Source organism: Streptomyces oryzae (assembly GCF_017676365.1).
GTDB classification, from domain to species: domain Bacteria; phylum Actinomycetota; class Actinomycetes; order Streptomycetales; family Streptomycetaceae; genus Streptomyces; species Streptomyces oryzae.
The window spans coordinates 1-19540 of sequence record NZ_JADKMA010000147.1 but is presented as its reverse complement, the minus strand read 5'-3'; the positions used below and the strand labels follow the sequence as shown (position 1 = coordinate 19540).

The 19540-nt window shown below is 70.7% G+C and carries 17 protein-coding genes; 6 read left to right on the top strand and 11 right to left on the bottom strand.

Going from position 1 to position 19540, the window contains the following annotated elements:
* Positions 1-284 precede the first annotated feature (284 nt).
* Positions 285-1616: an MFS transporter gene (locus ITI46_RS24480; protein WP_209241895.1), complete on the top strand. Its 1332-nt coding sequence runs from the start codon at positions 285-287 to the stop codon at positions 1614-1616.
* On the opposite strand, the gene ITI46_RS24475 is transcribed toward ITI46_RS24480, so the two are convergent.
* On the bottom strand, positions 1507-1899 hold the full coding sequence (locus tag ITI46_RS24475) for a tautomerase family protein (protein WP_209241894.1): 393 nt from the start codon (positions 1897-1899) through the stop codon (positions 1507-1509). The genes ITI46_RS24480 and ITI46_RS24475 overlap by 110 nt on opposite strands.
* A 278-nt stretch (positions 1900-2177) precedes the next feature.
* On the opposite strand from ITI46_RS24475, the gene ITI46_RS24470 reads away from it, so the two are divergent.
* Positions 2178-2594: a MarR family winged helix-turn-helix transcriptional regulator gene (locus ITI46_RS24470; RefSeq protein WP_209241896.1), complete on the top strand. Its 417-nt coding sequence runs from the start codon at positions 2178-2180 to the stop codon at positions 2592-2594.
* A gap of 238 nt (positions 2595-2832) precedes the next feature.
* Here ITI46_RS24470 and ITI46_RS24465 read toward each other — a convergent pair whose 3' ends face one another.
* The 4 genes from ITI46_RS24465 to ITI46_RS24450 all read right to left on the bottom strand — a co-directional run bounded on the left by ITI46_RS24465 (position 2833) and on the right by ITI46_RS24450 (position 7042).
* Positions 2833-3831, bottom strand: a complete 999-nt coding sequence (locus tag ITI46_RS24465; protein WP_209241893.1) for a malate dehydrogenase — start codon at positions 3829-3831, stop codon at positions 2833-2835.
* A 112-nt stretch (positions 3832-3943) separates the two neighbouring features.
* Complete coding sequence (locus ITI46_RS24460; protein ID WP_209241892.1) at positions 3944-5389, bottom strand: XRE family transcriptional regulator; 1446 nt, start codon at positions 5387-5389, stop codon at positions 3944-3946.
* A 232-nt stretch (positions 5390-5621) separates the two neighbouring features.
* A complete protein-coding gene (locus ITI46_RS24455) occupies positions 5622-6164 on the bottom strand; it encodes a DUF3017 domain-containing protein (RefSeq protein ID WP_209241891.1) in 543 nt (180 codons plus the stop codon).
* Between the two features lie 23 nt (positions 6165-6187).
* Positions 6188-7042, bottom strand: a complete 855-nt coding sequence (locus ITI46_RS24450) for a bifunctional methylenetetrahydrofolate dehydrogenase/methenyltetrahydrofolate cyclohydrolase (RefSeq protein ID WP_209241890.1) — start codon at positions 7040-7042, stop codon at positions 6188-6190.
* 296 nt (positions 7043-7338) lie between these two features.
* On the opposite strand from ITI46_RS24450, the gene ITI46_RS24445 reads away from it, so the two are divergent.
* Together ITI46_RS24445 and ITI46_RS24440 are read left to right on the top strand one after the other, a co-directional pair.
* Positions 7339-8169: a hypothetical protein gene (locus ITI46_RS24445; protein ID WP_307808306.1), complete on the top strand. Its 831-nt coding sequence runs from the start codon at positions 7339-7341 to the stop codon at positions 8167-8169.
* 257 nt (positions 8170-8426) lie between these two features.
* On the top strand, positions 8427-9062 hold the full coding sequence (locus ITI46_RS24440) for a hypothetical protein (RefSeq protein ID WP_209241888.1): 636 nt from the start codon (positions 8427-8429) through the stop codon (positions 9060-9062).
* Between the two features lie 93 nt (positions 9063-9155).
* On the opposite strand, the gene purH is transcribed toward ITI46_RS24440, so the two are convergent.
* Positions 9156-10772: a bifunctional phosphoribosylaminoimidazolecarboxamide formyltransferase/IMP cyclohydrolase gene (gene purH, locus ITI46_RS24435; RefSeq protein WP_209241887.1), complete on the bottom strand. Its 1617-nt coding sequence runs from the start codon at positions 10770-10772 to the stop codon at positions 9156-9158.
* Positions 10765-11427, bottom strand: a complete 663-nt coding sequence (gene purN, locus ITI46_RS24430; RefSeq protein ID WP_209241886.1) for a phosphoribosylglycinamide formyltransferase — start codon at positions 11425-11427, stop codon at positions 10765-10767. The genes purH and purN overlap by 8 nt, the downstream gene beginning before the upstream one ends.
* Before the next feature lie 744 nt (positions 11428-12171).
* Between purN and ITI46_RS35865 the strand changes: the two genes are divergently transcribed.
* The gene (locus ITI46_RS35865) at positions 12172-12723 is read left to right on the top strand and encodes a hypothetical protein (protein WP_307808305.1); all 552 of its coding nucleotides are present in this window, start codon (positions 12172-12174) and stop codon (positions 12721-12723) included.
* Positions 12724-12784: 61 nt separating this feature from the next.
* On the opposite strand, the gene ITI46_RS24420 is transcribed toward ITI46_RS35865, so the two are convergent.
* A complete protein-coding gene (locus tag ITI46_RS24420) occupies positions 12785-14356 on the bottom strand; it encodes a cell division protein PerM (protein ID WP_209241884.1) in 1572 nt (523 codons plus the stop codon).
* Between the two features lie 262 nt (positions 14357-14618).
* Here ITI46_RS24420 and ITI46_RS24415 point away from each other — a divergent pair, with 262 nt between their 5' ends.
* Positions 14619-16088 carry an RNA polymerase sigma factor gene (locus tag ITI46_RS24415; protein ID WP_209241883.1) on the top strand — a complete coding sequence of 490 codons (1470 nt, stop codon included), beginning with the start codon at positions 14619-14621 and terminating at the stop codon, positions 16086-16088.
* A 143-nt stretch (positions 16089-16231) separates the two neighbouring features.
* Here the strand turns inward: ITI46_RS24415 and sucD are convergent, their stop codons facing one another.
* The 3 genes from sucD to ITI46_RS24400 form a co-directional block, all read right to left on the bottom strand.
* Positions 16232-17116 (bottom strand): succinate--CoA ligase subunit alpha, encoded by an 885-nt coding sequence (sucD, locus tag ITI46_RS24410; RefSeq protein WP_209241882.1) that lies wholly within the window; start codon positions 17114-17116, stop codon positions 16232-16234.
* Positions 17117-17151: 35 nt separating this feature from the next.
* On the bottom strand, positions 17152-18324 hold the full coding sequence (gene sucC, locus ITI46_RS24405) for an ADP-forming succinate--CoA ligase subunit beta (RefSeq protein WP_209241881.1): 1173 nt from the start codon (positions 18322-18324) through the stop codon (positions 17152-17154).
* 221 nt (positions 18325-18545) lie between these two features.
* Positions 18546-19540, bottom strand: a 995-nt coding sequence (locus ITI46_RS24400) for a VWA domain-containing protein (protein WP_209241880.1), incomplete at its 5' end; no start/stop codon positions are given.

Sequence of the window (19540 nt, the reverse complement as noted above, 5' to 3'; positions counted from 1 at the left end):
CCCCCAATCAGCGCCCGCACCGCCCCGCTTCCCTACCGCCGGTCCACTCCCCTTGCCACAACCACGGCCACAACCACGGCCAGAACCCCAACCCGCCGGCGACGGCAGCCCACTCACCCGCCAGGACCGCTACCCCATCCCCGTCGCTCATCCCCTCCATCAGCACCTGTCCAACAGCCCTCCAACCCCCTGCTGTGCACCCGCGGACTGCTGCCCGCTCGCGAACGTTTCGCGCTGCCGCGAAACAGTAACCGGCAATCTCCGTCCGCCCGAGACTCCCGGCCATGCGCACATACCGCGAGCTCTTCCGGGCGCCCGAGTTCACCCCTCTCTTCTTCGCCAGCACCTTCCAGGTGGCGGGCCATACGGTGAGTGGGCTGGCACTGGGCACGCTCATCTACACCGCCACCGGATCGCCCCTGTTGTCCTCCCTCGCCATGTTCGGCCCCTCGCTGGCTCAGCTCATCGGGGCGACGACGCTGCTGTCGGCCGCCGACCGGCTGCCGCCGCGAACCGCAATGACCGCGCTGCCCCTGGCGTTCGCGCTCGGTACCGCTGTGCAGGCCGTGCCAGGGCTGCCCGTCCCGGCGGCGTTCTCCGTGCTGCTGGTCCTCGGTGTGCTGGCCTCGTTGGGGGGTGGAGTGCGCTATGGGCTCCTCAACGAGATCCTCTCCAAGGACGGCTACCTCCTCGGTCGCTCAGTGCTCAACATGTCTTCCGGTCTGATGCAGATCTGCGGTTACGCGCTCGGCGGCGTGCTGGTCGCTGTTCTCTCCCCGCGCGGCACCCTGCTGGCCGGAGCCGCGCTGTACTTGACGGGTGCGGTCGTCGCCCGCCTCGGTCTGGGGCACCGCCCGCCGCGTGCCACGGGCCGGCCTTCCGTGGCCCGGACCTGGCGGAGCAACTCCCTGCTGTGGTCGTCTCCTTCCCGCCGCTTTGTCTACCTGGGGCTGTGGGTGCCGAACGGGCTGGTGGTCGGCTGCGAGTCCCTGTTCGTGCCGTTCGCCCCGCGCGAGGCCGGGCTCCTCTTCGCGTGCGGAGCGGTGGGCATGCTGGCCGGGGACACCACCGTCGGCCGCTTTGTACCTCGTCGTTGGCGGAAACGGCTGGCCGTACCGATGCTCGTGCTGCTGGCCTCCCCCTATCTCCTCTTCGTGCTACGCCCGCCGCTGCCGTGGGCGGCGGGGCTGGTGGTGCTGGCTTCCTTCGGTTTCGGGGCCAGCTTGCTGCTCCAGGAACGGTTGATGGAGCTGACGCCGGAGGAACTCAGCGGTCACGCACTGGGACTGCACGCTTCCGGGATGCTGGCCATGCAGGGCGTGGGCGCCGCGCTCGCCGGCGCCGTCGCGGAACGCACCTCGCCCGCCACTGCCATGACCGTGATCGCCGCTCTCTCCCTGACGGTGACCCTCTCCCTCGCCCCCGGCCTCCGCGGGCGGGAACGGCCGGGCGCCCCCTCCCGGAACCAGCCGGCCCTTGGCCCCAAGGAGCGCCGGGGCCGCCTGCTCAGGCCGGCTCGCCGCCCACGCCCGAGCGCCCTGCCGGAACCCCCACCAGCCGCACCGTCACCCGTTCCCGCACGCTCTCTCCGAGCACGGCGACGACGGCGTCGGTGATCGCGGATATCAGCTGGGCAGGCGCTTCGGTCAAATCGGGGTGGTGGAAGAGCCCTTCCCGGGTTCGCAGGGTGACGGTCGGCCACAGCTCGTCCGTCACCTTTCCGCCTACGCCCCACCTCCCGCGCGGTACGCCGAAGATCTCGACGCCGACCAGCTTCCGGAACGACTCGGGATACACCTTCAGCGCCGCCTCCGTCAGCTCCTTGATGAGCTGTCCGCTTACGGGCGATTCCTCCCCGCCCAGGGCTTCCTCGTGAATCTGCACCTCGAAGTGCGGCATGGCAATCCTCCGATCGGCAAGGTGAAGAGCCGAATGGCTACTATCGCGTCAGCAATTCATCTTTGACCGCAAAACATCTTTGAACACAAAGCTAATGGAGGCCCGCCGCCATGTCAATGGACGGTCACAGAGAGAGACGGGAGAAGGAGGAGGGACCACAGGTCATCAAGGGGCACCAGGGCACAGAGGGACAGCAGAGACAACAGGAACAACAGGCACAGCAGGGACAGCAGAGGGAGCTGGCCGAGGACGACGCCGTACGCGCTCTGCTGCTGCTCATGCCGCGCATCGTCGGACGGGTCAAACGCATCCCGGTGCCCGAGGAGCTGCAGGCCCTCGCGCTGGCTCCGCGCCACCTGTCCCTGCTCTCGTTCCTCCTCTTCGACGGCCCGATGACCGTCAACGAGCTGGCCACCCGCCTGGACATCGCCCCCACCACGGTCAGCCTGCTGGTGGGCGAGCTGAGCCGGAAGGGCGTGCTGGAGCGGCAGGAGGACGAGAACGACCGGCGCCGCCGCATCGTGAGCATCACCGAGGCTCACCGCCCCACCATCTCGCGCTGGCTGGCCAGGGGGGCCGGCGCCTGGCGCCAGGTGCTGACCGAGCTCTCCCCCGCGGAACGGGCCCTGGTCGTCACCACCCTGCGCGCGTACGAGGACGCGATGGCCGAGGAGGACGGCGGCGAGGAGGACTGACGCCCCCGGCGTCGCCCGACCGGCAGCAGCCCCTCGCGGCAGCGTACGAAAAGCCCGAGGGCCCGTACGGATCACCGGATCCGTACGGGCCCTCGGGGCAGCGTGGCGGCGACGTGGCAACAGCGCGTCAGCCTCGTGGCCGTGGCCGTGCCCATGACTGCGGCTGTGGCCGTGGCCATGACTGTGGCCATTGCCGTAACGCTGTGACTGCAGCCAGCCGTGCCGTAAGGCGGTCGGCTCAGACCAGGCCGAGACCGCGGACCGCGTCCCGCTCGTCGGTCAGCTCCTTGACGGAGGCGTCGATGCGGGTGCGGGAGAACTCGTTGATCTCCAGGCCCTGCACGATCTCGTACTTGCCGTCCTTCGTGGTCACCGGGAAGGAGGAGATGATGCCCTCCGGCACGCCGTAGGACCCGTCCGAGGGGATGCCCATGGAGGCCCAGTCGCCCTCGGGGGTGCCGTTGACCCAGGTGTACACGTGGTCGATGGCGGCGTTCGCGGCGGAGGCGGCCGAGGAGGCGCCGCGCGCCTCGATGATGGCCGCGCCACGCTTGGCGACGGTCGGGATGAACTCGTCGGCCAGCCACTTCTCGTCGTTGACGACCTGAGCGGCGTTCTTGCCGCCGATCTCGGCGTTGAAGATGTCCGGGTACTGCGTGGCGGAGTGGTTGCCCCAGATCGTCAGCTTCTTGATGTCGGCGACGGAGGTGCCGGTCTTCTTCGCGAGCTGGGTGAGCGCGCGGTTGTGGTCGAGGCGGGTCATGGCGGTGAACCGCTCGGCCGGTACGTCCGGAGCGGCGGACTGGGCGATCAGCGCGTTGGTGTTGGCCGGGTTGCCGACGACGAGGACCTTGATGTCGTCCGCCGCGTGGTCGTTGATGGCCTTGCCCTGCGGCTTGAAGATGCCGCCGTTGGCCTCCAGCAGGTCGCCGCGCTCCATGCCCTTGGTGCGCGGCCGGGCGCCGACGAGCAGCGCGACGTTGGCGCCGTCGAAGGCGACGTTCGGGTCGTCGGTGATCTCGATGCCCTGGAGCAGCGGGAAGGCGCAGTCGTCCAGCTCCATGGCGGTGCCCTCGGCGGCCTTCAGGGCCGGGGTGATCTCCAGCAGGCGGAGCCTGACCGGTACGTCGGCGCCCAGCAGCTGGCCGGAGGCGATACGAAACAGCAGCGCGTAGCCGATCTGGCCTGCGGCGCCGGTGACGGTGACGTTGACGGGGCTGACGGGAGTGCGGGTCATGGCGTTCTCCGTAGTACCTGACGTGGCTGGCGGGTGGCCGGAAGTCTCTCTACGTCAAGAGACCCATCGGTCAGGCTATCCGACCCCGGACCCGCCACACCCCCGGGTCCGCTCACCGCGCCTTCTTCCCGGGAACGGTGCACCCTTTGCCGCCCGCCGCGAGCGTTGCACAGGCGCGCGCCTCGTCCTGCTTCCCCACGGAGACCATCGGGGTGTAGGCGTCGTTCGTCGTCCGCACCTTGTCGCTCTCCTCCTGGCCGCCCGGCCCGGTGATACGCAGCGCGTCGCCCGTCCTGGCCCTGGTGATCCGGGCCCAGGACGCCTTGCAGACCTTGCTGTAGCGGACTTCGACGAAGCTGGTGCCGACCCATGCGGAGCTGCTGGTGCCCGCGTGTTTGCCGCCGCAGCCCATGGCTTCCGGGTCCTTGCCCGAGCACTCCTTGCCGGAACATTTCACCCCGGCGGGCAGCTGTGGAGAGGTCTTCCGGCTGGGGCTCGGCTCCGGTCCCGCGGAGTCGTCCTTGCTGCCGCCGAGGTCGAAGAAGAGCACTGCGCCTGCTGCGACGACCAGTACGGCCACCAGGGACGCCAACAGCACGGTGACCTTGCGACGGCCGCCCGGAGTCTTCCCCGTACGGTCATCACCGCCCGGCACTTCGGGCGGCGGCACGGAGACCGAGGGGGCGGTCTGCGGTGCGCCGCTGTGCGGAGCTGCCGGTGCTGCCTGGGCGGCTGGGGCTGCTTGGGTGGCTGGAGCTGCTTGGGCGGCCGGAGTTGCCTGGGCGGCTGGGGTTCCTTGGGCGGCCGGTGCACGCCCAGGGAGGGTGCTGCTGCCCGTGGTGGAACGGGTGGCCGCCGACCAGTCGGTGGCATCGGACTGGTGGCGTCGTTCACGCCGGCTTGCGCTGTTGCCCGCCGCGCGGATGGCGTCCTTGCGCAGGATGGCCGTCCCGACGTCCCCGCTCTCCGGGGAGCCTTGCGGCGGTGTGCTGCCCTTGGGCGGTACGTCGCCGTCTGTTGACCCGGCCTCAGGCGCGCCGCCGACAGGTGGTTCGGCAGCAGGTGTGCCGCCAATAAGTGCTCCGCCAGTAGCTCCACCACCAGTAGGGGCACCGCCAGTAGGGGCACTGCCAGTAGGTGCCCCGCTGGCAGGCGCGGCTTCGTCATCAGGGGCGGTTCTGCCCTTGCGCCGTCTGCGCCCCTTCTCGCGCGCTTCCCCGGGCTCGTTCAGCGCGGCACGTGCCTGAGCGATCTGGATGGCCTCCAGAGTCGTGTCGTGCCGCATCTCGCTGCGGCTCCACGCCCGTTCGGCCAGCTCCCACATGGTGCCGAGATGGCGCACATCGGTACCGGTCACCTCGGCGAGTGCCTGTGTCGCCCCGCGCGGCGGCAGCAGACGGCCGTTCAGATAGCGCTCCCAAGACGACTTGCTGTAGCCGGTCCGGTCGGCGATGGTGGCGACGCTCAGGCCACTGCGGTCGACGAGCCGCCGCAGCTGGCTCGCGAACTCCCGTATCTGCGGATCCAGATCCTCCGGTAGCGACCTCCAACGAGGCATTGCCTCCCCCTTGTCCGCGAGTGCGCTCTCAGTTTTCCCTTCCCCCGTGTCGCGCCACGGCCTCGGGTGCTCGTCCGCGCAAACGCCTTCTAGTCTGCCAGCCCGTCCGGACGCCAACCGTCACGTCCCCCGGGTGACCGCCCGTCACCTTTCGCGGCACTGCTGCAACGCCGGACAGCAGTTGTACGGCGGCAGCGCAGCAGTGGGGCGGCAACCGTCCACCAGCCGAAGCTCAGCGCACCGTGAAGTGCACGATGGTGTCCAGGAACGGCAACGAGATCCACGGTTTGGGCTGCGCCATCATGGCCAGCAGCACGATGGCGAAGCCGAGCACGCCATAGGTGATCATGTCGGTGAAGCGCGAGCGTACCGCCAGCATGCCGACCGACGGCTTCCACCAGCGCAGCACCGCGCCGCCCAGCAGCGACAGGCCGACGATGATGGTCCCGGCCCGGAACTCGGCGACCGTCACCAGCAGACCCAGCAGTACCCCGGCGCACACGGCCAGCAGCGGCCACTGGCGATACGGGGCAGGACGGTGCCCTCCTATCGCGCGGCCGCCGCCCTCGGGCCGTGCGGTGTCCCTGGTCAGGACCGGGAACCGCCGCGACACCTTGCCCGTGCTCGGCGAGGCCGCCTCCGGTGCAGCCACTGCTGCGTCCCCTTTCACGTCACCGCCCTTGTCACCGCCGTTGGCACCGGCGTTGGCACCGCCCTTGTCACCGTTCCGGTTGCCGTCGCCGCTGTCCGGGACGGTCCGGTCGTCCTCGTCCATGACGGCATTCCTCCTGACCGCGCTCAGTGGGCCGCCGCCTCGGCCGCCTCCACCACGTTCACCAGCAGCTGCGCCCGCGTCATCGGCCCGACGCCGCCCGGATTGGGGGAGATCCAGCCGGCGACCTCGGCTACGCCCGGGTGCACATCGCCCACGATCTTGCCGTTCTCGTCGCGGCTGACGCCCACGTCCAGCACGGCGGCGCCCGGCCGTACGTCCTCCGGCTTGATCAGGTGCGGCACTCCTGCAGCAGCGACGACGATGTCCGCCTGACGCAGCATCTCGGGCAGATCACGGGTACCGGTGTGGCACTGCGTGACTGTGGCGTTCTCGCTGCGCCGGGTCAGCAGCAGCGGCAGCGGGCGGCCCGCCGTCACACCGCGCCCGACGACCACCACATGCGCGCCGTTCAGCTCGATGCCGTAGCGGCGCAGCAGTACGACCATGCCCTGCGGGGTGCACGGCAGCGGCGCGGGCTTGTTGAGGACAAGTCGGCCCAGGTTGGTCGGGTGGAGGCCGTCGGCGTCCTTGGCCGGGTCCATCAGCTCCAGCACGCGGTTGACGTCGATGCCCTTCGGGAGCGGCAGCTGGACGATGTAACCGGTGCAGGCCGGGTCCTCGTTCAGCTCGCGGACGACCGCCTCGATCTCCTCCTGCGTCGCTGTGGCGGGCAGCTCCCGCTGGATGGAGTTGATACCGATCTGCTGACTGTCGCGGTGCTTGCCTGCGACGTACTTCTGGGAGCCGACGTCCTCGCCGACGAGCAGTGTGCCCAGGCCGGGCGTGACGCCCTTCGCCTTGAGCGCCTCGACTCGCGCGGTGAGGTCGGACTTGATCGCGGCGGCGGTGGCCTTGCCATCGAGAATCTGGGCGGTCATACGCCCATCCTCGCGGATCCGGGCCTCTGCTCTCCACTCAGGTCCGCACAGGTCCTCTTCCGGCCCGCTCCTGACCACCCGACGTGCTGCCGCGACACCACCCGACGTGCTGCCGCGACGTGCTGCCGCGACGTGGCGGAGGGTGCTGCTGTGCGATCCGCTCCGCCTGCTGTGCGAGCCGGGTCACCCGCGTGGCGTCGCCTTTGCAACGGGACGGCAAAGGTCCGTTCATGTGCCTCTCTGCTACCCCTACGCTCCGTTGTGCACGGCAACGGAGAGTCAGTAGCGTGCCGGGCGTGTTCAGCGTGATCATCGTCCCGGACGGGTGCCGGGGACCCGAGGAGCAGCACCGGCTGGAGCCGGGCCACACGCTGCGCTTCGGCCGGACGGCACCGGCAGGCAACGGCCTGACCATCTCCCACCCCGCCGTCGCGTGTGCGGCCGGGGAGATCACGGCGACCGGTGCCTTCTGGATACTGACCAACTTCAGCAGCGACCAGACCTACATCGTCGAGAATCCCGAGGGCGCGGGAGAGCACATCAGGGTCGCACCCGGGCGCGCCGACGCGCCGGTTCCCTTCGAGTTCGCACGCGTACATCTGTGCGCCGGTGGGTCCGGACCCGGCGGGCCCGGACTCGGTGAGTCCAGACCCGGCTGCGGCTTCGACGTACTGGCGCCGCGCCACGACTATCTGACGCCGGGCGGTTCACTCATTGGTGGACCGGTGAGCGGGGGCGCGGTCGGCGGGGCGGTGCTCGCCGACGACGGCGCGCGCGACGCGGAGGACTGGAGCTTCGACCCGTTTCCGCGCCCCTACCCCCTCGACCACACCTGTCATTACTTCCTCGTCCTGGCGGCGCTGTGCGAGGCCAGTCTGCGGGCCGGCGACGCCGCGGCGGCTGCCCCGGTGCCGGACGTCGCGGAGCTGACGCAGCGGCTGCGCCCCGTATGGCCGGACGTCACTCCGGCCGCGGTCACCTGGAACCTCGACTACCTGCGGCTGAAGCTGCGGCTGCGCACACCGGACGATCCCGGGACGGTGCGCGAAGCGCTGGTGCGGTTCGCGTTGCGGTTCGACCTCGTACAGGAGGGCCATCTCGCCGTACTGGACGGACAGTTGGTGTGAGATTGTGCGCAACAGCTGACGCGTGACGGGCAAGCGCAGGGCGCTGACCTGGGGGTTGCGAGTTCACCACAGTCGGAAAACCTGGCTGGACAGGCCGACAGGGGGACCAGCACCATTGTGGAGCGGCGTCGGGCAGTGCAGGAGGGCCGACGGTGCGGCGCCGTACCGGGGGAAGCGACATTGCTGACGAGCAGGCCGTGAGGCTCCGGAGTCATTCGGCCCCGTCCGCTCCTCAACACCGTCGGAGGAAACCGCTCGTGAGCTACCCCCCGCCCCCCGGCCAGCAGCCGAACAATCCGTACGCCACCCCCCAGCAGGGCGCCCCTGCCGGCCCTTACGGCTACCCGCAGCAGGGCCCGGGGCAGCCCGGATACGGCGGCTACCCGGGCGGCATGCCGATGTATCCGGGCGGTCCCGGCGGCCCGATGCAGTCGGTCGTGAAGATGCCGGGTCAGGTCATCACCGCACGGGTGTTCCTGTTCTTCGCCGGGGCGCTGTGGACGCTCACCGCGCTCGGGACGCTGATCGCGCTCACGGCGGGCGGTGCTGTCGCCCTGCCCGGCGGGCTGGGCCCCGGGGCGGGTTCGGCGCTGGGCATCATGCTGTTGCTCTTCCTGCTGTACGCAGGCATGGCAGCACTGCACATAGTGCCTGCGTGCCTGTTCGGCAGGGGCCGTTCCGGTACGCGCATCACCGCTGTCGTCGCCGGCTCGCTGAACAGTCTGGTGCCCGTCATCGGCTTCTTCGCCTTCCTGTCCGTGGACACTTCCGACGGAGCCGAGGCCACCGGAGGTGTCTTCTTCTACCTCCTGTACCTGGCGGTCACCGTGCTGACCATCGTCTTCTGCTCGACGAGCGCGGCCAGTCAGTGGTTCAACCGGCCGCAGCACTGACAGACGGCCCGGCGCGAACAGAGACGGGAACGGGCCCCTCACGGTTCATGTGAGGGGCCCGTTCCCGTGCGCCGTACCGGCGTTGCGCAGCGCTCAGTGGAAGAAGTGCCGCGTCCCGGTGAGGTACATCGTCATGCCCGCCTTGTTGGCGGCCTCTACGGACAGCTCGTCGCGAACCGAGCCGCCCGGCTGGACGACGGCACGCACGCCTGCCTCGGCCAGCACCTCCAGCCCGTCGGGGAAGGGGAAGTACGCGTCGGAGGCCGCGTACGACCCGCGCGCCCGCTCCTCGCCGGCCCGCTGGACGGCGAGCCGGGCCGAGTCGACGCGGTTGACCTGTCCCATGCCGACGCCCACGGTCGCCCGGTCCTTGCCGAGCAGGATCGCGTTGGACTTCACCGCACGGCAGGCCCGCCAGGCGAAGGCCAGTTCGGCCAGCTCGTCGGCGTCAAGCGGCTCCCCGGCTGCCAGGGTCCAGTTGGCCGGATCGTCGCCCGCCGCCTGGAAGGTGTCCTTGACCTGGGCGAGTCCGCCGCCGTCGATGGGCCGGAACTCGGCCGGCGTGGTCGGCGCCTCGGGGCAGCGCAGCACGCGGATGTTCTTCTTGCGGGAGAGGGCTTCCAGCGCCCCGTCCTCGTAGTCGGGCGCGACGATGACCTCGGTGAAGATCTCCGCGACCTGTTCCGCCATCGCCGCCGAGACCGGCCGGTTGACGGCGATCACGCCGCCGTACGCGGACAGCGGGTCACAGGCGTGCGCCTTGCGGTGTGCTTCGGCGACGTCGGCGCCCACCGCGATACCGCAGGGGTTGGTGTGCTTGATGACCGCGACGCACGGGTCGGTGTGGTCATAGGCGGCGCGGCGCGCGGCGTCGGTGTCGACGTAGTTGTTGTACGACATCTCCTTGCCGTGCAGCTGCTCGGCCTCGGCCAGACCGCCACCCCCGCCCGTGTAGAGCGCCGCGGGCTGGTGCGGGTTCTCGCCGTACCGCAGCACGCTCTTGCGCTCGTACGTGACCCCGAGGAAGGCGGCGAACTGCGACGATGCGGCTTCCTCCTTGGCCGCGGCCGTCTCAGCGGCCTCGGTGGCCTCGGCCTGCTCGGCGTAGGTCGCGAACCAGCCCGCCACCGCCACGTCGTAGGCCGCCGTGTGCTGGAACGCCTCGCCCGCGAGCCGCTTGCGCGCCGCCAGGTCGAAACCGCCCTCCTCGACAGCCTTCAGCACCTCGCCGTAGCGGTCCGGATTGACGACGACCGCCACGGACGGGTGGTTCTTGGCCGCAGCACGCACCATCGAGGGGCCGCCGATGTCGATCTGCTCCACGCACTCGTCGTCGGAGGCGCCCGAGGCGACGGTCTCCGCGAACGGGTAGAGGTTGACGACGACCAGCTCGAACGGCTCGACACCGAGCTCGCCCAGCTGTTCGCGGTGCGCCTCCAGCCGCTGGTCGGCGAGGATGCCCGCGTGGACGCGCGGGTGCAGCGTCTTGACCCGCCCGTCCAGGCACTCGGGGAAGCCGGTCAGCTCCTCGACGGGGGTGACCGGAACCCCGGCGTCCGCGATCCGCTTCGCCGTCGAACCGGTCGAGACGAGCTGCACCCCGGCGGCGTGCAGCCCCCGCGCCAGCTCCTCGAGCCCCGTCTTGTCGAACACACTGACCAGCGCGCGGCGGATCGGCCGCTTGGCGCCCAGCGCAGCACTCTCACTCATGACCCAGTCGTACCCTTCTCATGTTCGGCCCCTCGAGGGTGTAGCCGTGCCGGGCGATGCGCGTCACGACCTCGACGAGCAGCCGTCGCTCGACTTCCTTGATCCGCTCGTGCAGAGCGGCACCCTCGTCGGAGTAGTCCTCGTCCAGGACCTCGACGGCGCGCTGCGCGATGACGGGTCCGGTGTCGACGCCGTCGTCGACGAAATGGACGGTGCACCCGGTCACCTTCGCGCCGTACGCGAGCGCGTCGCGTACGCCGTGGGCGCCGGGAAAGCTGGGGAGCAGTGCGGGGTGGGTGTTGAGGAACCGCCCGCCGAAACGTGCCAGAAAGCGGCTGCCGACCACCTTCATGAAACCTGCGGAGACCACGAGATCGGGCTCGTGGGCCGCGGTGGCCTCGGCGAGCGCTTCGTCCCACTCCTCGCGGCTGTCGTGGTCCCTGACGCGGCACACGAACGTGGGGATCCCGGCCCGCTCGGCCCGCGCCAGCCCCTCGATGCCGCTCCGGTCGGCCCCGACGGCGACGATCTCGTACGGGGTGTCGACGGCGGGGTCGGCCGCGGCGTCGATCAGCGCCTGAAGGTTCGTACCGGAACCGGACACCAGGACGACGAGACGCACGGGGGCGACGGGACGGAAGGACTGCGCGTCCACGACGGGGGCTCTCTCTCGCGGGGAGACGGAATTGTGTGGTCGTACAAGTACGTGGACCCGATGATTCCGGGGAACTCTACGAAGCGTCCGACCGTCGGCAACGATACCGGCACCGGGCACGGCCCCCACGGGACGGGGGCGCATGCGGAAGGTAGCGTCAGTGACACGGTCTCCTTGGGTTCCCGCGGGGGCTCGGGGGCCGCAGGGCCGTGGAAGCGACGCGGAAGCGACGAGGAAGACACACACCAGATGACCGACCGACGCCGCCGTGCGGCCGCATCCGACAGCACCTCCCGCGAGGACAACCCCTTCGCGCCACCGCCGGAGGGGCAGCCGGACCAGCCGTGGGAGCCGCGGATGTCCTGGGCGTCCGGACCTTCTGGCCCCGCTGACTCTTCTGGGGCGTCGGAAACCGGGGGGTCGGGAACTGGGGGATCGGGAACTGGGGGGTCCGGCGACGGCGGATCGGAAAGCGGAAGCGGAAACGGAAGCGGAAGCGGAAACGGGTCCGGGGACGGGGAAGGCGGCGACTCCGGTTCACCGGACGGCGAGCAGCAGCCGTCGGCGTGGGGCAGCCAGTGGAGCAGTCGGCAACCGGGGCGGCAGGGCGGCGGATTCGGCGGCGGACCGGGAGACGCGGGCGGCGGCAACGGTGGCCACAGCGGTGGCGGACCGGGCGGCGGTCAGGGCCCCAGTGGGCCGGGCGGTCCCGGCGGACCGGCAGGGCCCGGCGGCACACGTGGTATGCGCTGGGATCCCACCGACCCGCTCCAACGGCACGCCCGCTACTCCTTGCACGCCGGTATCTGGAGCCTCTTCTTCGCCCTGCTGAGCGTGCCGCAGATCGCCCTGCTGCTGGGAGCACTCTCGATGTACTGGGGCATCAGCGCGTTGCGCGGCAAGGGGCCCAAGTCCGCGCGGAGCAAGAGCGACAAAGCGGGCAAACACGACAGACGCGGACATCGGGGAGTGGGCGCGACCGCGGAGGACGTAGCGGGTACGTCGCGCGGCACGGAGCGGGACGGAGCGGCAGCGGGTGCGGAAGGCACCGGTGGCCGACCGCCGATCCCCCTCACCGTGACCCCGGCGCAGGCGGACAAGGCCAAGCGGACAGCCGCCGTCAGCGGACTGGTCACCGCGAGCGTGACGCTGGCGCTCGTGGCCGCGACGTTCACGTTCCAGTTCGTGTACAGCGACTTCTTCGCCTGCCAGAACGACGCGCTGACCCAGTCCTCCCGCGACGACTGCAAACGGCACCTGCCCCACGAATTGCGGTGGTTCCTGGAAGACCGCTGAGCGGCGCCGGGGGTTGGTGCGGGAGAGGCCGGGGGTTGGTGCAGAAGGGTCGGGCGCTCGTTCACGTTCCGGTGAGGGTTCCGGTTCGGAGCTCCGGTTCGGGTTCGGACTCTTTTTGGGGCTGCGGCGCCGGGCCGGAAACGGATTGCGGGCCTTCGGGGACGAAGGCGGGCATCAGCCCGCCGGAGGCGGCCTTCATCGCGGACCAGCGCTCGCGGCGGGCCTCGTCCGTGTGCCATGCGGCGTCCGGGCCGTGCCCCGCGGCAGCCTGTGCCGCTGCGTCCGCCTCCCGGTCCGCAGCGGCGGCCGCCCTGCGCGCGCTGTACCGCGTCCACCACCGGATCCACAGCGCGGTGGGCAGCCCGACGACGATCATCCAGCCGCACGCAGCGCCACCGGTCTGCCACCAATAGGGGCCCAGGTGCGCGAGGGCCCGGTTGCCGAGCGGGCCGCTCGCGCAGGCCGCCAGCAGCGCCAGGACGGTGCCGCACAGCACCGCGGCAAGTGGCACGGTCACGACGACGGCACGCCACCCGACGGTCTCGCGGGGACGCTCCGTACCGACGGCCACCCTGGAGCGGCCCACCCACCAGCCGCACATCAGGCCGCCCAACAGGGGGACGAGACCCGCCAGACACCACTCCGCAGCGCCGCCCGCCCCCTCCGCCGGTACGGCGGACAACAGTGGGAACGGCGGCAACCGGGGCGGCGCCGCGGTGTCGAGGGGCCCGACGACGGCAGCGCCCAGCGTGAAACCGGGCCCCAGTCCGTACGAGGTTGCCCACAGCACCGCGTTCGGCAGCAGCGCGACTGTGAGCAACAGCACTGCGAACTGGCCGGAGGCGTTGCCGGTGAGCCCCGGAAACGCATCGAAGACGGCACGTACGTTCCACAGGAGGGCGCTCGCGAGCAGCGCCGCGCCCCCGGCGCAGAGGACCACTGCGGCAGCGCCGCCGGCTTGCACGGCAACCACCGCGCGCTCCCGGGTGATGTGCCGGCGGAGCCCTTGGACGCGCACCCGGAGAGCCGCCGGTAGCCGGGCGGAGAGCTCCTGCCAGGCGGTCGCGGCGAAGGGGCGGTGCGCGTAGTAGGCCGCACAGAGGCCACTCACGACGACGACGAACAGTGGCAGCCGCAAGACGGTGCTGACAGGTTCCGCCTCGATCGGACTGCCGGACGCGTAGGCGACAGCGGCGGCGGTGGTGAGGAGGTAGCCGCCCGAGACCCACCCCGCGACCGCGAGCGCCCCGTACTCGTCCCCGCCGTCGCCCGCCGACAGGCGCGCATCCAGCCCTTCACGCGTGGCACGCCACAGCAGCCACACGGGTACCGCCGTCAGCAGCAACGGCGTCACCCCCACGGGTACAGGCGACCCGGACAGTGTTTCGTGCCGTACCAGATGCGCGCCGTGCGCCAGCAACCACAGGTCCGCAGCCATGCGCAGGGCTCCGCCCGCGCCGCTGTCGGGGTACGGGGAGACGGTCCACAGCAGCAGGACGACGACCGCGAACGCGCCGAGCCCGAGCCCGGCGGCCACGGCGCCGCCAAGCAGCCAGCCGCTGGTGAGGGGCAGGGGGCTGGGGTGGCCACGGCCCGAGGACAACGACGGACCGCGGTGCGTCACTTGGCTCACAGCGCCATGCTGCCAAGAACACCCGTTTTGCCCCAGTAGCAAGCATTTTGTCGCTGTGTCGCACAAGCTAAGAGTCATGCACCTTTCTTCCGCCTCTGCTGATGCGGCCGCGAACACGGCGCAGCGCCGTACCCCAGGAGCATCCGAAACACCCTCCGACGAAGCCGCCGCTCCCTCGACGGTCACCGGGTCTCCCGCGGCGCGCGCGAAGAAGGGGACGAGGGGGAAGAGGGGCCGGCAGCAGGGGAAGTCCTCCGCCGCGATGAAGTGGCCAGCCCTCGAGGAGACCGCGCCGGCCCAGACAGAACCGCTGGAACAGGACCCCCTCGGCGAGCTTGCGGAGCCGGACGGACAGGTGGAGCCCGACGGACGGGCGGAGCCGGAAGCCCACGCGGAGCCGGACGCCGAAGCGGAGCCGGAGGCCCAGGCGGCACCACCCACAACACCCGCCGCGCTCGCCACCCCCGCCCCGCCGGAAGCAGCCGAGGCCGCGGCACCGGGCGAGCTCAGTGGTGACGGTGATAGCCATGCGCCCCTCACACCGACCCCGCGGAGCGAGACGCCGACGCCGCCGAGCGGGCAGCATTCCGAGCCGGTCTGGCCGCAAAAGGCGTCGGCACCTGCGCCGCGGAGTGAGCCTGAGCCGCGGGTCGAGGTGGTGACGACGGCGCCGGACCCGGTGGCGGACTTCGTACGGTCGGCCAGGCCGCGCGGCGGGCTGCCGGACGATCCGGTCGCGGCGTTCGACGAGCTGTACCTGTGGCAGGCACGGGCACTGACCCGGCAGGCGTTTCTGCTGTGCGGCCACCGCCGGATCGCCGAACGGTCCGTGCGCTGGGCGTTCCACCAGGCGTGGCAGCACTGGCCGAAGGTGCTGGCGGCCGGGGAGCCGACGCGCACGGTGCGGGCGGCGGCATACGATTACGCGCTCTCCCCCTGGCATCAGTTCCATCCGGGGCGCCGCACTCCCCGGGCGTATCCGGGAAGGCCGACGGACCGGGCGGTGCTGGAGGCGTTCCTGGGACTGCCGCGCAGCTACCGCGCCGCGCTGCTGCTGCACTACGGACTCGGGCTGACGTTGCCCGAGACGGCTGCCGAGGTGGAGTGCAGCACGGAGGCGGCGGCCGGGCGGGTCACGCACGGCCGCGCGGCGCTCGAGGAGTGCTGGCCACCGCTGGCACGGACGCCGAGGTGGCAGCGCGGCTCCGTACTGGCGCGCACGCTGCGCGAGCTGGCCGCCGCGCAGCCCGTACACCCTGTGCCGCCCCGGCTGGTGCGGCGGGGCAGTCTGCGTACGACGCGTCTGTGGACCCGCGCCTCGATCGGCCTGACGGCCGCGGTGACGGCGGCGACGGCGTTCACGCTGTTGACGACGGAAACCGGTGGTGGTCCTCCGCCGGAGAAGCCCGTTGTCCGTACGCCGCCGCCACGGACGTTCGCGCCGGTCACGCTGCCGGGCGGACTGGCGCTGCCGGGCAGGCCGGGCCCGAGCACTGCGGCGGACATGGGGACGGGCACAACTCGTACGAGTGATGCGAAGGGGGCCGGACGCGCTCATCGGGGGCCGGCCGGCGGACCGGGCCAGGCGTACCTGCCCCAGCTCCGCTCCACCAACGAGCGCGTTCACCCGCACGACTTCCACCGGCAGGACGCCGACAGAGCCGGGAGATCCGACAGAGCCGGGAGCGCTGGGAGATCCGGGAGAGCCGCCGCCCCAGTCCCCGAAAGCTGACGGGCCCGCACCCCGGAAGGTGCGGGCCCATTGCCCGGATGTGCCAGGCGCACGCTCAGGCACTCAGACGCTGAGGCACCCAGGCACTCGGACGCTGAGCCACTCAGCCACTCAGACGCTGAGACGCTGAGACGCTGAGGCACTCAGGCGCTCAGACGCTCCCGTGCGAGCCGCGCGGTCTCGGACGGGGTCTTGCCGACCTTCACGCCCGCGGCCTCCAGGGCCTCCTTCTTCGCCTGGGCCGTGCCGGAGGAGCCGGAGACGATGGCGCCCGCGTGGCCCATGGTCTTGCCCTCCGGAGCGGTGAAGCCCGCGACGTAGCCGACGACCGGCTTGGTCATGTTCTCCTTGATGAAGTCGGCCGCGCGCTCCTCGGCGTCACCGCCGATCTCGCCGATCATGACGATCAGGTCGGTGTCCGGGTCGGCCTCGAACGCCTTGAGGGCGTCGATGTGCGTGGTGCCGATGACCGGGTCGCCGCCGATGCCGACGCAGGTCGAGAAGCCGATGTCACGCAGCTCGTACATCATCTGGTACGTCAGCGTGCCCGACTTGGAGACCAGGCCGATCCGGCCGGGCTTGGTGATGTCGGACGGGATGATGCCCGCGTTGGACTGGCCGGGGGTGATCAGACCCGGGCAGTTCGGGCCGACGATCCGCGTCTTGTTGCCCTTCTGGGTGGCGTAGTCCCAGAAGTAGGCGGTGTCGTGGACGGCGATGCCCTCGGTGATCACGACGGCGAGGCCGATGCCCGCGTCGACCGCCTCGATGACGGCGTCCTTGGTGAACTTCGGCGGGACGAAGATCACGGTGACGTCGGCGCCGGTGGCCTCCATGGCCTCCTTGACGCCGCCGAAGACGGGCACCTCGGTGCCGTCGAAGTCAACGGTCGTGCCCGCCTTGCGGGGGTTCACACCGCCGACGATGTTGGTGCCGGAGGCCAGCATCCGCTTGGTGTGCTTCTGGCCCTCCGAGCCGGTCATCCCCTGGACGATGACCTTGCTCTCCTTGGTGAGGAAGATAGCCATGGTGTGTCGGTGTCCTCGTTCGGTCTCGTCCGGGCTTACTTGGCGGCCAGCTCGGCGGCCTTGTCGGCCGCGCCGTCCATGGTGTCCACCTGCTGCACGAGCGGGTGCGCTGCGTCGGTCAGGATCTTGCGGCCCAGCTCGGCGTTGTTGCCGTCGAGGCGGACGACCAGCGGCTTGTTGACGTCCTCGCCCTTGGACTTGAGCAGCTCGAGCGCCTGCACGATGCCGTTGGCGACCGCGTCGCAGGCGGTGATGCCGCCGAAGACGTTCACGAAGACCGACTTGACGTCGGGGTCGCCGAGGATGATCTCCAGGCCGTTGGCCATCACCTCGGCGGAGGCGCCGCCACCGATGTCGAGGAAGTTGGCGGGCTTGACGTTGTTGTGCGCCTCGCCCGCGTACGCCACGACGTCGAGGGTGGACATGACCAGGCCCGCGCCGTTGCCGATGATGCCGACCTGGCCGTCCAGCTTGACGTAGTTGAGGTTCTTGGCCTTGGCCGCGGCCTCCAGCGGGTTGGCCGCCGCCTTGTCCTCCAGCGCCTCGTGCTCGGGCTGCCGGAAGTCGGCGTTGGCGTCCAGCGAAACCTTGCCGTCCAGCGCGATGACCTTGCCGTCGGCGGTCTTGACCAGCGGGTTCACCTCGACGAGGAGGGCGTCCTCCTTGACGAACACGTCCCACAGCTTGACCAGCACATTGCTGATCTGGTCGACCAGCTCGGCCGGGAACTTCGCGGCCTCGGCGATCTCGCGTGCCTTCGCCTCGGTCACGCCCTCGATGGCGTCCACCGGGATCTTGGCCAGCGCCTCGGGCTTGGTGGCCGCGACCTCCTCGATCTCCACGCCGCCCTCGACGGAGGCCATGGCCAGGAAGGTGCGGTTGGTGCGGTCCAGCAGGAAGGAGACGTAGTACTCCTCCTGGATGTCCGCGGTCTCGGCAAGCATCACCTTGTGGACCGTGTGGCCCTTGATGTCCATGCCCAGGATCTGGCCGGCCTTCTCGACCGCGTCCGCCGGGTCGGAGGCCAGCTTGACGCCACCGGCCTTGCCGCGGCCGCCGGTCTTGACCTGCGCCTTGACGACCGCCCGGCCGCCGAGCCGCTCGGTCAGCTCGCGCGCCGCCTCAGGTGTCTCGATGACTTCACCGGCCAGCACCGGTACGTCATGCTTGGCGAAGAGATCCTTCGCCTGGTACTCGAACAGGTCCACGCGCGTCCGTCCCCTTAATCAGTGGTCTCGCGGTCGTTGTCAGCGTGGGCGTGCCGCAGGGCCGCGGCGTCCACGGGTCGCGCGGCATGTCCGCCTTGCAGGTTAGCCCTGCGTGCGTGTGCTGCCTAAATCGCACCTCACACATACGCGGTGACAACGGTCACAGCGCGGTCGGTCACTTTCCGATGAGGGCGCGCCCTCCCTGCCGTGCCGGAGGGAGCTCAGTCCGGGACCGGCAGAGGGCGTTTTTCGATCGCCGCTGCCATCACCTCCGGGAAGTGGTCGGGGGTGCAGGCGAATGCGGGGGCGCCCAGTGCGCCGAGCGCGGCTGCGTGGTCGCGGTCGTAGGAGGGCGCGCCCTCGTCGGACAGGGCGAGGAGGGTGACGAACTGAACACCGGCCGCCTTCATCGCGGCCACCCGCTTCAGCATCTCCTGCCGTATCCCGCCCTCGTACAGGTCGCTGATCAGTACGACGACCGTCTCGGCCGGGCGGCTGATCCGGGACTGGCAGTAGGCCAGTGCCCGGTTGATGTCGGTGCCGCCGCCCAGCTGCGTACCGAAGAGCACATCGACGGGGTCGTCCAGGTCGTCCGTCAGGTCCACCACGCTGGTGTCGAAGACGACCAGCCGGGTGTTCAGCGTCCGCATGGACGCCAGCACCGCGCCGAAGACCGAGGCATAGACCACGGAGGACGCCATCGAGCCGGACTGGTCGATGCAGAGGATGACGTCCTTCTTGACGGCCTGCGCCGCCCGCCCGTATCCGATCAGCCGCTCGGGAACGATCGTGCCGTGCTCGGGCAGATAGTTCTTCAGGTTGGCGCGGATCGTGCGGTCCCAGTCGATGTCACGGTGCCGGGGGCGGTTGACCTTCGCCGAGCGGTCGAGCGCGCCGGTGAGGGTGGAGCGGGTCCTGGAGGCGAGCCGCTTCTCCAGCTCGGCGACCACCTTGCGCACCACGGCACGCGCGGTCTCCCTGCTGGTCTCCGGCATCGCCTTGTTGAGCGACAGCAGGGTGCCGACCAGGTGCACGTCCGGCTCGACGGCCTCCAGCATCTCCGGCTCCAGCAGCAGCGCGGAGAGCCCGAGCCGGTCGATGGCGTCGCGCTGCATGACCTGCACGACGGAGCTGGGGAAGTAGATGCGGATGTCCCCCAGCCAGCGCGACACATGCGGGGCCGAGGAACCGAGCCCGCCCGAGGCCCCGCCGCCAC